Raw genomic sequence first — 11,260 nt, forward strand, 5'->3', positions numbered from 1 at the left:
GGGGGGGGGGGGGGGGGGGGGGGGGGGGGGGGGGGGGGGGGGGGGGGGGGGGGTGCCGCCGCCGCAGGACGCGCCGTTGAGCTGGCAGCCGCTCGGTGAGCCGGAGCCGCTGGCCAGGAAGCCGAAGGAAACCGACGCGCCCGGGGCGATCGCGCCGTTCCAGGATCGGTTGGTGAAGGTGTGCCGCTGGCCGGACGAGCTGAGCAACGCGTCCCAGTAGCTGCCGAGGGTGGTGCCGGACGGCAGGTCGAAGGCGAGGCTCCAGCCGTTGACAGTCGAGCTGCCGCCGTTGGTGATTGTGTACTTCCCCTCCCAACCCGAGCCCCAGTCGGCGGTCTTGACGAAGCTGGCGGTGGCGCCGGCGGCGTACGCGGGCAGCGCCACCCAGGCCGCGCCGAGTGTCGCCGCGAGGGCGGCGACGAGGGACAGGACAATGGATCTGGAGCGTTTCATGCGACCCTCCGGGCCCGGACGGGCATTCATGGACGTCAACGTTGCTGTCAATTATTAAGACAGTTAACTGTTTCTGTCCAGGGGGCGCGTCGGGACCGCCTGCGGGCGGCGGAGCACCGCCTGCTCAAGGGCCGACCACACGCTCGTGGTCACCAGGTAGATCACCGCGGCGAGCGGCAGCACCAGCGCCACCAGCACCGTCGTGAACGGCAGCAGGGGCAGCAGCCGGCCGAGCGTGGCCGCGCCCGGCCCCTCGGTCGGCGTACCGGCCACCGTGCCCACCGCCGCCGACGCCCGCCGGGCCCGCCGCGACGACCACCAGGCCACCACCAGCAACACCACCAGGAGTACGCCGAACAGCGGTCCGGCCGCACCGGCCAGCCCGTCGCTGAGATGGTGACCCAGTGGCACGCCGGCCAACCGCTCGTCCAGCAACCCGGTGCCACCCTCGCTGGTGCTGAACAACCGGTACAGCACCAGCAGGAACGGTGCCTGGATGAGCAACGGAAGACAGCCGGCGATCGGGTTCGCGCCGGCTTCGCGGTACAACGTGAACACCTCGCGCTGAAGCGTCGCCGGGTCGTCCGCGTACCGCTTCTGGAGGTCACGCACCTGTGGGGCGAGCGCAGCGCGGCGCCGCTCGCCGCGGACCTGCGCGACGGTCAGCGGCGAGATCAGCAGGCGGACGGCGATGGTGAAGAGCACGATGGCGGCGGCGGTCGCTCCGCCGCCGGCCAGTGGTTCGAGCAGTTCGGTGAGCCAGGATAGTGCGCTGCCGGCAGCGGCGACAGCGTCGTGCAGTGGTGCGAAGGCAAGCATGGGAAACCCCTCGGTCCGATTCCGGTGAGGCCCTCCCCGGGCGGTATTCGCTCAGCAGGGGGGCCGGTGACGGCGGGATCGGCCGCGCGGCGGCGAGGCGCTACGCGGCGCAGGGGTGCCCCGGAGCACGGGGACGAGGACGACCGGCCGCATCCGGGTCGATCTGGCGAGGCATGCGGCGACTGCGGGAGCGGGCCCGGAGCCCGGCCCACCGGGGACCGGCACCGGGCGCGCCCGCCCGATCGTGCACCCGGGCCGCCAGCACCACGGCGAGCAGCACCAGGGCGGTCAGCGCGGCGCCCGCCAGCAGGTCGACCGGGCGGCCCGCGAGCACTGTGAGCTGGGCGAACGCGGACACCCACGCGACCCCGACAAAGCCCAGCAGCACCGGCACGGGCCCAGCATAGGACCCGCTGTCACGTCACCCAGCCGAATCCGGCGGCCCGCCCCGTACGACGCGCCGCCGCCACGTTTCCCGGCATCGCCACGTTGGGTAACCAACGAAGGACCAACGCGGACGGACCGCGAACGGTAGGAACGGACGGGTGATGTCGATGACGGGTCAGGTGGCGGAGGCGCCCAGCGACATGGCTGCGGCGGCCGGGTTGCTCACCGTGGGTGTCGAGGAGGAGTTCCTGCTCGTCGACCCGCACACCGGAGCCGCGGTTCCGGCCGTGGACCTGGTCATGGAGCAGGTGCCAGCCGAACTTCGCGGACAGGTGGAGCGGGAGTTCCAGACCAGTCAGATCGAGATCGGCAGCCCGCCCGGCCTGGAGCTCTCGTCGATCCGGCACTCCCTCGGCGTCCTGCGTCGGGCGCTCTCCGACGCCGCCGAGCGGGCCGGCGTACGCCTGCTCGCCATCGGCACCGGCCCGGTGGACGGCCCGGTGCCGCCGGTGGTGGACAAGCCCCGCTTCGACCGGATGATCGAGCGCTTCCGGCTGCTCGTTCCCGGCCCCGGCAACAACGGTATGCACGTACACGTCGGGGTGCCCGACCCGGACACCGGCGTGCAGGTGCTCAACCACGTACGGCCGTGGCTGCCGATGCTGCACGCGGTGACCACCAACTCGCCGTTCTCCCGGGGCGAGGACACCGGCTACGCCAGTTGGCGCTCGGTGGAGTGGGAGCGCTGGCCGTCGGTGGCGCCGACGCCGTTCCTGGAGTCGCACGAGCACTACCAGCGGCTGATCCGCCAGTTGATCTCCAGCGGGGTGATGCTCGACGAGGGAATGCTCTACTGGTACGCCCGCCTGTCGGCGAAGTACCCGACCGTGGAGCTGCGGATCGGCGACGTCTGCCCGTCGGTGGACGACGCAGTGCTGGTCGCCGCGCTGGTCCGGGCGCTGGTGGCCACCGCCATGGCGGATGTCGAGGCCGGCCGGCCGGCGTTGCAGACCGACCACCACCTGCTGGTCGGCGCGCACTGGCGGGCCGCCCATGACGGCCTGGAAGGTGAAGCCGTCGACGTCACGAACGGTGAGCTGCGCCCGGCGTGGGAGCTGTTGGACCGGTTCGTGGAGCGGATGCGGCCCGCGCTGGAGCAGCACGGCGACTGGGCCGAGGTGACCGACCTGCTGGGTGGGTTGCGCCGGCACGGCAGCGGCGCGGCGCGGCAACGCGCGGTGTTCGAGCGCACCGGCCGACTCACCGACGTGGTGCAGGACGTCGCGCGGCAGACCCGCGGCTGATCACCGCATGACAGGATGAACCCGTGGCGCAACGGCTGATCGTCATCGGCGGGGACGCCGCCGGAATGTCGGCGGCGTCCCAGGCCCGACGCCGCCGTGACCGCGGCGACCTGGAGATCGTGGTCTTCGAGCGGGGCAACTTCACCTCCTACTCGGCGTGCGGCATCCCGTACTGGATCAGCGGCCTGGTGCCCGGCCCCGAGGCGTTGATCGCCCGGACCCCGGAGACGTTCCGCACCGAGTACGCGATGGACGTCCGGATGCGTCACGAGGTCACTGCCATCGACCTGGAACGCCGCGAGGTGGTCGCGCGGGACCTGAAGGGCGGCGGCGAGGTCCGCGAGCGCTTCGACGACCTGATGTACGCCACCGGCGCGGTGCCTGTTAAACCGTCGTGGGCGATCACCGACGCGGGCGGCGTGTTCGGCATGCAGACCCTCGACGACGGTGCGGCACTACGCGACTGGCTGGACGCCGACCCGCAGCCGCGCCGGGCCGTGGTGGTCGGCGGCGGGTACATCGGCGTCGAGATCGCCGAGGCCCTCATCCAACGCGGCCTCTCGGTGACCCTGGTGGAGGCCGGCGAGCAGCCCATGTCGACTGTCGACAGCGACATGGGCGAGCTGGTCGCCGAGGCGATGCGCGGCCTCGGCATCACGATCCGCGGGAGCCTGCCGGTGACCGGCCTGGAGGAGCGGGACGGCCGGGTGTCCGCCGTGGTCACCGCCGAGGGGCCGATCCCGACCGACGTCGTGGTCATGGGTCTGGGCGTACGCCCCAACGCCGCGCTCGCGGAGGCGGCCGGGCTGCCCCTCGGCCCGACCGGCGCGATCCGGGTGGACCGGCGGATGCGGGTGCCCGGACACCCCGGGGTCTGGGCGGCCGGTGACTGCGTGGAGACCCTGCACCGGGTCAGCGGGTTGCCGGTGCACGTGCCGCTCGGCACGCACGCCAACAAGCAGGGCCGGGTCGCCGGGATCAACATCGGCGGCGGGTACGCCACCTTCACGGGCGTGATCGGCACGGCGGTGACGAAGGTCTGCGACCTGGAGGTGGGTCGGACGGGTCTTCGCGAGCGCGACGCCACGGCTGCCGGCTTCGAGTTCGTCTCGGTGATCGCCGAGTCGACCAACCGGGCCGGCTACTACCCGGGCGCCCGGCCGATGACCGTCAAGCTGATCGCCGAGCGTCCCAGCGGCCGGTTGCTCGGCGCGCAGATCGTCGGCTGGTCCGAGGCGGCCAAACGGATCGACTCGCTGGCCGTGGCGCTGTGGAACGGCATGACGGTGGACGATATGACACAGCTGGACCTGGGCTACGCTCCGCCGTACGCGCCGGTCTGGGATCCGGTGCTCATCGCCGCCCGAAAAGCGGTCGACGCGCTCGCCGCCCTCGACCGTTGACCCGCGCCCGCCGTGGAGGACCACCCCGTGACCCAGACCCCGACCCGGCCGACAGCGCGTCGGCGTCCCACGATGGTCGACGTGGCCCGGCGGGCCGACGTCAGCCTGAAGACGGTCTCCCGGGTCGTGAACGACGAGCCGGTCGGCCAGGAGTTGGTCGGCCGGGTCCTGGCCGCCATCGCCGAGCTGGGCTTCCGGCGCAACGACATCGCTCGTAACCTGCGCTCCCGGCAGCTCAACGCCACGGTCGGGCTGCTGATCGAGGAGATCGCCAACCCGTTCTACGCGACCATCGCCAGCGTCGCCGCCGAGATCGCCGCCGCCCACGGCACCATGCTGATCACCGCGTCGTCGGAGGAGGATCCGGAGCGGGAACGCGCCCTGCTCCAGGACTTCACCCAACGCCGCGTCGACGGCCTGCTGGTGGTGCCGGCGGGCCTCGACCACTCGTTCCTGCGTCGCGAGGTCGAGCTGGGCATGCCTGTGGTGTTCCTGGACCGGCCGCCGCAGGGGCTTCAGGCCGACGCCGTGCTGTTGGACAACCGGGGTGGCAGCCACGCCGGGGTGACCGCGCTGCTCGACGAGGGGCACCGACGGGTGGGGCTGCTGCTCGGCGCGCCGAGCGTGCCCACGATGCGGGAGCGGCTGGCCGGGGCACGGGCGGCGCTGGACGCCGCCGGGGTCGAGCCGGACGAGTCGCTGATCCGTGAGCGGCTCATCGCTCCCGAGGAGGCCGGCCGAGCGGTCGCCGGGTTGCTCGACCTTCCGGAGCCGCCCACCGCCTTCTTCTGCGCCAACAACCGGCTCACCGTCGGCGCGCTCCAGGAGCTGCACCGGCGGGGCAGTGACGCGGCGCTGGTCGGCTTCGACGACTTCGAGCTGGCCCACCTGATGCCCCGACCGCTGACCGTCGTCGCGTACGACACGAGGGAGCTGGCGAGGGTCGCCACCGAACGGCTGTTCGAGCGCATAGCCGGCGACGACTCCCCGCCGACGACCACAGTGCTCCCCACGAGGCTCCTACCCCGCGGCCTGACCTGATCCCCCCGCTCCCGGGGGTCGATCATGGAGTTGTGGTGCCTCACGTATGCCGCAAAGTGCGGTCAAACGCCCACCACAAGTCCATGATCGACCGGCAGAGTGGTTTAGCTCGCGGCCGTCAGGAGGGCGTCGACCTCGGCGCGGGTCGGTGGGTTGGCGCCTCGGCGGGCGCAGGTCAGCGCGGCCACAGTGGCGGCCTGTCGGAGCACCTCCGCCCACTGCTGCGGGGTCACCGCGGCGAGCCGATCGGCCGGCCGGTCACCGAGCGCGTCGAGGTCGGCCAGCGCGGCCAGCAGGCCACCGGTGAACGAGTCGCCGGCGCCAACGGTGTCGACCACAGTGGTGCGGACCGCCGGCTCCTCGTGCAGCGAGCCGTCCGGCGCGAGCAGCCAGGCGCCGTCCCCGCCCCGGGTCACCACGGCGCAGGACACACCGGCCGTACGCCATTCGGTCATCACGTCGGCCACCGAACGGTCCGGGTAGAGCCAGGCCAGGTCCTCGTCGCTGGCCTTGACCAGGTGCGCGAGGCGAATCTGCCGGCGTACCCGCTCCTGCTCCGCCACCCGATCCGTGACGATGCTCGGGCGCAGGTTGAGGTCGATGGAGACCGTGAGCCCGTCCCGCTGGCGTTCCCGGGCGAGCAGGCCCTCCAGCGCGTCCGCGCCGGGTGCCAACGCGAGCGCGAGGGACCCGGTGTGCAGTGCGATCGCCGGTGAACCGGCCAGCTCGGGCAACTCCTGTGGCGTCCACTGCCAGTCGGCCGCACCGGCCAGCCGGAACTCGTAGCTGGCCTGCCCGGCGGCGTTCACTGTGGCCACCGCCACCGACGTGGGCTCCTCGGCGCGTACCGCCCACTCCAGGTCCACCCGGTTGGCGCTCAGGTGCTCGACGAGTTGCCGACCGTACTCGTCGCTGGCGAGTCGGGCCAGCAGTCGTACCGGCTGGTCGAGCCGGGCCAGGGTGACCGCGACGTTCGCCGGGGAGCCACCGGGCACGGCCCGCTGCCCCTCGGCGGTGACGACCAGGTCGATCAGCGCCTCACCCGCGACGACGATCACGCGGTCACCTCCCCCGGTGCGAGCGGGCCGGGGCCGCCGAGCCCGTCGGCCGCGCGGGACAGCAGTACCGCCTGGTAGGCGTGGTAGACGTCCGGTCGGCCGTGCCAGACCGTTTGGGCGGGCAGGTTCTGCGCGTCCAACTCGTGCCGCCATCCGGTCTGGTCGATGAGAGTGCGGCGGGCGTACGCCCAGAAGACCCGGTACCAGTCGAGGTAGACCGCGTCCCCGGTGCGGCGGTGCAGGGTGATCGTCGCACCGATGGCCTCGGCGAGAACCCAGTGCATCCGGGAGCGCACCACCGGCCGGTCGTCCCAGTCAATGGTGTAGACGAAGCCGTCCGCGCCGTCGACCGCCCAGCCGCGACGCACTGCCGCGGCGAACAGGGTGCGGGCGTCGGCGAGCAGCCAGCGGGGTGGCTGCGGCAGCACCGCCTCCAACTCCAGCAGCAGCCGGGCCCACTCCAGCCAGTGCCCGATCGTGGAGCCGTACGGCCGGAACGGGTCGGCGGGCTGGTCCCGGTTGTAGTCGGGCAGCGGCGTCCAGTCGGTGGTGAAGTGCTCGGGCAGCCGCCAGTCGTGTCGGGCCGCCTCACCGTGCACGAGGTGGGTGGCGATCCGCAGGGCCCGGTCGGCCCAGCTCGCGTCGCCGGTGGCGGCGGCAGCGGCGAGGAACGCCTCGACCATGTGCATGCTGCTGTTGGCGCCCCGGTAGTCCTCGGTGACCGTCCAGTCCCGGTTCCACGATTCGCGGACCGCGCCGGCGTCGTCGTCCCAGAACCGGTCCCGCACGACGGCCAGCACGTCGGCGAGCAGCCGGTTCGCGCCGGGCCGTCCGGCGCGCGCGGCGCTGGAGGCGGCGAGCAGGACGAACGCGTGGTCGTAGCCGGCCTTGCGGTCGTTGACTGGCACTCCCTGCTGGTCCACCGCGCCGAACCAGCCGCCGTACCGGTCGTCGCGCAGTAGCGTGCTGAGCGCGGCGATCCCGTGGTCCACCAGGGCGGCGGCGTCCGGGTCGCCGTTGCGGTGGGCGAGGGCGGCCACGTGGGTCATCCGGCAGGTGATCCAGGTGTGGATCGGTTCGCCACGATCCGGGGTGCGGTCGTCGGTGAGCCACCAGAAACCGCCCTCGGGCCGGACCGAGCGGCGGGCGGTGTCGAGCAGCGTCCGGGTCTGGTCGACGAGGAACTCGTCCAGATCGGGCAGGTCTGGTGACCCCGCCGGAGTGGGGGTCGTTACGGCGTCAGGTCGGGGCACGTCGGTCATCTCAGCTGGTCACCGTCGGGTAGGAAAGGGACATACGGCCAGGATCGGCGGACGGACCGGGTCCGCGCCGCAAAACCGCCAACGGTACGCCACGAATCGACCAGCCAGGGCCGGCACGCGGCGGGAGGCTTTTCCTCCCATTTGACCGTTGACATCGTTGTCACCGCTCAACCCTGCTCCGGCAGTCGGTCGACTGTCAATTCCGGCTGCGTCACACCGCAACGGGGACGGCCGCCCGGCTGTGGCGATGACCGCGTCCCACATCCATCAGGCGCCCCCGAGGTCGACCAGGCCGATCTCGGCGGGGGGAAGGTCTTGGACGTCCGGGCCAGCACGCAGGCCATCGAGCATGAGGGTCAGGTAGCGGTCCACGCTGCGCTGGGTGAGTTCGGCGCGTAGGCGCGCTACCCGCGGCGAGGCGATGTGGGGCAACCACAACGCGCTGCTCGTCGACCTCGATGGGCGACGCTGGCTGGCCGACGCTGGTATCGGCGACGGATTCATCCAGCCGTTGCCGATGCGGGAGGGGCCCCACATCCAGGGAAGTCTGGCCTACCGGCTTGAGCGGCTCGATCCGGATACCTGGCGCTTCCACCACCGCCCCGGCGGAACCATCGCCTCCTACGACCTGCGCCTGCAGCCACGGGAGGTCGCCGACTTCGCCACCCACTCCCGGGAGCTGTCCACGTCCCCCGCCTCGGCGTACGTCACCACGCTCATGGCCGCTCGGCCGAGCGGCGACCATACCCTGGTCCTGCTGTCCCGGACGCTGCGTCGGCTGGGTGCCGCCGCCAGCACCCCCCGCGTGATCGCCGATGTCGACGAATTCGCCAAGACGCTGTCCACTGACTTCCTCGTACCCCTCGACGACCTCGGCCCGGACGGCGTCGCCCACCTCTGGCACAAGACAGGCACCCAGGACGACCTGTGGCGCGCACGCGTCCGCAACACCGGGTCGTCTCGCCCTCACCTACCAGGCACCGCAGACGGGCCCGGTCAGTAGTAGTCGTCGATCGACTGGCGTGCCTCGTCGAACAGCGCCGGCCCCTCGTAACGGACCGGGGGCAGCGGCGGGGTGGCCGGCTTGACCTCCTCGAACTGCTCGGTGGACAGCGCGTACACCACCCGCCCGAGGCCGGACCGGTCGATCGCCGTCGCGCACATCGCGCAGGGCTGGCAACTGGTGAACATCGTGGTGCCGGCGGCCACCTCGGGGGAGAGTTCCCGAGCCGCCCAGCGGGCCAGCTTCAACTCCGGATGGGCGCTGATGTCCGCGTCGGAGACCACAGTGTTGTGGTCCTCGATCAGGACGACGCCGGCCGCGTCGACCAGCAACGAGCCGAACGGCCGTTCGCCGGAAGCCCCCGCCCGCCTGGCGATTTCCACTGCGTGGCGGAGAAACTTCTCGTCGTCGGGGGTCATCGGTCCTCCTGGGTTGCGTGATGTGCGGCCACTGCCGCAAGGGTCCGCCAGGCGCGTTCGGGCTGGCGGATCTCGGTCAGGTCGCCGTTGAACGGGTCCAGCACCACCGTCTCCGCGCCGAGCGCACGAAGCTTGTCCAGGTCGGCGACGATCTGATCGATGGTGCCGACGCCGGCGAGCCGCTCCGGGCCGGTGCTCGGTTCTCGGGTCTCCTGGAGCGCGATCCGCGGCACCACCGCGGGCACCGGGCGACCCAACTCGTCGGCGATGTCCGTCAGTCGTCCGACCGCCTCGGCCAGCCGTCCGGGCGTGATCCGCAGCGGGTGCCACGCGTCACCGAGCAGTACCGCGCGGCGCATGCCGGCCTCGCTGTTGCCACCGACCCAGATCGGGATCGCAGCCGTGTCGTAGTCGTCGGTGTCCTGCCAGGCCTCGCGCATGGTGTGCAGGTACTCGTCGGTCAGCGCGCCGCGCTGCCGGAACGGCACGCCGAGCGCCTCGAACTCCTGCCGGGCCCAGCCGACGCCGACACCGAGGACGAGCCGCCCGCCGCTGAGCCGGTTGAGGTTCGCCGCCATCCGGGCGGTGAGCAGCGGGTGCCGGTACGGGACGATGAGCACAGTGGTGCCCAGCCGAACCCGACTGGTCACCCCGGCCAGCCAGGACAGCGTGGTGAACGGCTCGTAGAACGGCGCCGGGTACTGCTCGGCCACGTCCGGGGTCACCGCGATGTGATCGGAGACCATCAACAGGTCGAAGCCGAGACCCTCCACCGTCTGCGCCCACCGACGCAACACGTCGGGGTCGGTGCCCGGGGCGAAGTTCGGTACGTTCACACCAATCTGCACCCGTCCACGCTAGCCACTGTGGACCGGCGTGTGAACGCCGTGGCCCGGCTGAATCACCTGGCGGCCGGCACGAATCGCCGCACGACTCAGGAGCGCCGGATGGATCTGCCCGAGGGACTCGACTGGGTACGCGGATCACAGGCCGGTCGCGCCTGGCTGGCGGCACTCCCGACGTGGCTGAACGAGTGCGCCGAGCGCTGGTCGCTACGGGTCGGGCCGCCCTTCCGGCAGGCGTACGCATCACTGGCGCTCCCCGCCCACCTGCCCGACGGCACTGCGGCGGTGCTGAAGCTCCAGTTTCCCGACGAGGAGAGCCGGTACGAGGCCGACGCCTTGGCCCAGTGGGACGGTGACGCGGCGATCCGTCTGCTCGCCCACGACCCCGAGCGGCGTGCCCTGCTGCTCGAACGCTGCCAGCCCGGCACTCCCCTGCACGACCTACCGCCGGACCGAGCGCTGGACGTGGTGGTCGGTCTGCTCCCCCGGCTCTGGCGACCGGCCGGCGCGCCGTTCGCACCGCTGGCGCAGGAGGCCGCCGGCTGGATCGACCGGATGCCCCGGGCCTGGGAACGGGCCGGGCGACCGTATGAGCGACGGCTGCTGGACGGGGCGCTCGAGCTGACCACCGGTCTGGCGTCGAGCCAGGGCGAGCAGGTGCTGGTCAACCAGGACCTGCACGCCGGCAACATCCTCGCCGCCAACGCACTCGCCGCCGACGCACTCGCCGCCGACGCACTTGCCGCTGGACGAGGGCCGTGGCTGGCGATCGACCCGAAGCCGCTGATCGGGGAGCGCGAGTTCTCGGTCGTGCCGATGGTGCGCGGCCCGGAGTTGGGGCACTCAGCGGCCGCCGTCCGGCATCGACTGCACCGGCTCAGCACCGAACTGGGGCTGGACCGGGAACGGGTCCGGGGTTGGACGATCGGGCACACGCTGTCCTGGAGCGTCACCGACGACATCGTCTTCCCCGAGAAGATCGAGGTGGTCCGCTGGCTGCTCGACGGCGACTGAAGTTCGGCAACGACGCGAGTCTCCCGCACCCGACCCAACTCCGCGATCTTGCACTTTTTGTCCCGACCTAGAGTGCATATCAACCCAAATCAACAACAGAAACTGCAAGATCGGCGCGCGCGGGGCGGGGCGGGGCGCGGGGCGGGGCGGGGCGCGGGTCGATGCGCAAGCGGGAGCCATCGTCGCTGGTGAGCCGGAACACGTACGAGCCGGCCGTGGTGATGTTGATGTTCGCGACGACCTGGGTGTGGA

Annotated in this window: 12 protein-coding genes; 5 read left to right on the forward strand and 7 right to left on the reverse strand. The window is 72.1% G+C overall.

All coding sequences use genetic code 11. The features are described from left to right. The 3 genes from AB0C20_RS31660 to AB0C20_RS31670 form a co-directional block, all read right to left on the reverse strand. A partial coding sequence (locus tag AB0C20_RS31660; RefSeq protein WP_357569362.1) for a cellulose binding domain-containing protein occupies positions 1 to 453 on the reverse strand: 453 nt, incomplete at its 3' end. Between the two features lie 63 nt (positions 454 to 516). Then, positions 517 to 1,272: a membrane protein insertase YidC gene (gene yidC, locus AB0C20_RS31665; RefSeq protein WP_357184758.1), complete on the reverse strand. Its 756-nt coding sequence runs from the start codon at positions 1,270 to 1,272 to the stop codon at positions 517 to 519. 100 nt (positions 1,273 to 1,372) lie between these two features. Then, the gene (locus AB0C20_RS31670; protein ID WP_357184755.1) at positions 1,373 to 1,666 is read right to left on the reverse strand and encodes a DUF6412 domain-containing protein; all 294 of its coding nucleotides are present in this window, start codon (positions 1,664 to 1,666) and stop codon (positions 1,373 to 1,375) included. Positions 1,667 to 1,826: 160 nt separating this feature from the next. Here AB0C20_RS31670 and AB0C20_RS31675 point away from each other — a divergent pair, with 160 nt between their 5' ends. The 3 genes from AB0C20_RS31675 (at position 1,827) to AB0C20_RS31685 (ending at position 5,407) form a co-directional block, all read left to right on the forward strand. Beyond that, complete coding sequence (locus AB0C20_RS31675) at positions 1,827 to 2,963, forward strand: glutamate--cysteine ligase (protein ID WP_357184752.1); 1,137 nt, start codon at positions 1,827 to 1,829, stop codon at positions 2,961 to 2,963. 23 nt (positions 2,964 to 2,986) lie between these two features. Then, on the forward strand, positions 2,987 to 4,366 hold the full coding sequence (locus AB0C20_RS31680) for an FAD-dependent oxidoreductase (protein WP_357569363.1): 1,380 nt from the start codon (positions 2,987 to 2,989) through the stop codon (positions 4,364 to 4,366). Positions 4,367 to 4,438: 72 nt separating this feature from the next. Then, complete coding sequence (locus tag AB0C20_RS31685) at positions 4,439 to 5,407, forward strand: LacI family DNA-binding transcriptional regulator (RefSeq protein WP_357185260.1); 969 nt, start codon at positions 4,439 to 4,441, stop codon at positions 5,405 to 5,407. A gap of 104 nt (positions 5,408 to 5,511) precedes the next feature. Here the strand turns inward: AB0C20_RS31685 and AB0C20_RS31690 are convergent, their stop codons facing one another. Together AB0C20_RS31690 and AB0C20_RS31695 are read right to left on the reverse strand one after the other, a co-directional pair. After that, positions 5,512 to 6,465 (reverse strand): carbohydrate kinase, encoded by a 954-nt coding sequence (locus AB0C20_RS31690; RefSeq protein WP_357184745.1) that lies wholly within the window; start codon positions 6,463 to 6,465, stop codon positions 5,512 to 5,514. Next, positions 6,462 to 7,727: an AGE family epimerase/isomerase gene (locus AB0C20_RS31695; RefSeq protein WP_357184742.1), complete on the reverse strand. Its 1,266-nt coding sequence runs from the start codon at positions 7,725 to 7,727 to the stop codon at positions 6,462 to 6,464. The genes AB0C20_RS31690 and AB0C20_RS31695 overlap by 4 nt, the downstream gene beginning before the upstream one ends. A 382-nt stretch (positions 7,728 to 8,109) precedes the next feature. Here AB0C20_RS31695 and AB0C20_RS31700 point away from each other — a divergent pair, with 382 nt between their 5' ends. Then, complete coding sequence (locus AB0C20_RS31700) at positions 8,110 to 8,730, forward strand: arylamine N-acetyltransferase (RefSeq protein WP_357184739.1); 621 nt, start codon at positions 8,110 to 8,112, stop codon at positions 8,728 to 8,730. Here AB0C20_RS31700 and AB0C20_RS31705 read toward each other — a convergent pair. Both AB0C20_RS31705 and AB0C20_RS31710 read right to left on the reverse strand, forming a co-directional pair. Then, positions 8,724 to 9,149, reverse strand: coding sequence for a nucleoside deaminase (locus AB0C20_RS31705; protein WP_357569364.1), 426 nt, complete (start codon positions 9,147 to 9,149; stop codon positions 8,724 to 8,726). The two genes, AB0C20_RS31700 and AB0C20_RS31705, sit on opposite strands and share 7 nt — an antisense overlap. Next, on the reverse strand, positions 9,146 to 9,997 hold the full coding sequence (locus tag AB0C20_RS31710) for an LLM class flavin-dependent oxidoreductase (protein WP_357184735.1): 852 nt from the start codon (positions 9,995 to 9,997) through the stop codon (positions 9,146 to 9,148). Before AB0C20_RS31710 ends, AB0C20_RS31705 begins: the two co-directional genes overlap by 4 nt. 99 nt (positions 9,998 to 10,096) lie before the next feature. Here AB0C20_RS31710 and AB0C20_RS31715 point away from each other — a divergent pair, with 99 nt between their 5' ends. Continuing rightward, positions 10,097 to 11,008, forward strand: coding sequence for an aminoglycoside phosphotransferase family protein (locus tag AB0C20_RS31715; protein WP_357184732.1), 912 nt, complete (start codon positions 10,097 to 10,099; stop codon positions 11,006 to 11,008). Positions 11,009 to 11,260: the final 252 nt, after the last annotated feature.

It is taken from the genome of Micromonospora sp. NPDC048843 (assembly GCF_040649965.1).
Lineage (GTDB): Bacteria > Actinomycetota > Actinomycetes > Mycobacteriales > Micromonosporaceae > Micromonospora > Micromonospora hortensis.

What these genes read in the sequence shown, in the direction of transcription:
- yidC (WP_357184758.1), bottom strand. Translation starts at nt 1,272, where the DNA reads ATGCTTGCCTTCGCACCACTGCACGACGCTGTCGCCGCTGCCGGCAGC.
- AB0C20_RS31675 (WP_357184752.1), top strand. Translation starts at nt 1,827, where the DNA reads ATGACGGGTCAGGTGGCGGAGGCGCCCAGCGACATGGCTGCGGCGGCC.
- AB0C20_RS31685 (WP_357185260.1), top strand. Translation starts at nt 4,439, where the DNA reads ATGGTCGACGTGGCCCGGCGGGCCGACGTCAGCCTGAAGACGGTCTCC.
- AB0C20_RS31695 (WP_357184742.1), bottom strand. Translation starts at nt 7,727, where the DNA reads ATGACCGACGTGCCCCGACCTGACGCCGTAACGACCCCCACTCCGGCG.
- AB0C20_RS31705 (WP_357569364.1), bottom strand. Translation starts at nt 9,149, where the DNA reads ATGACCCCCGACGACGAGAAGTTTCTCCGCCACGCAGTGGAAATCGCC.
- AB0C20_RS31715 (WP_357184732.1), top strand. Translation starts at nt 10,097, where the DNA reads ATGGATCTGCCCGAGGGACTCGACTGGGTACGCGGATCACAGGCCGGT.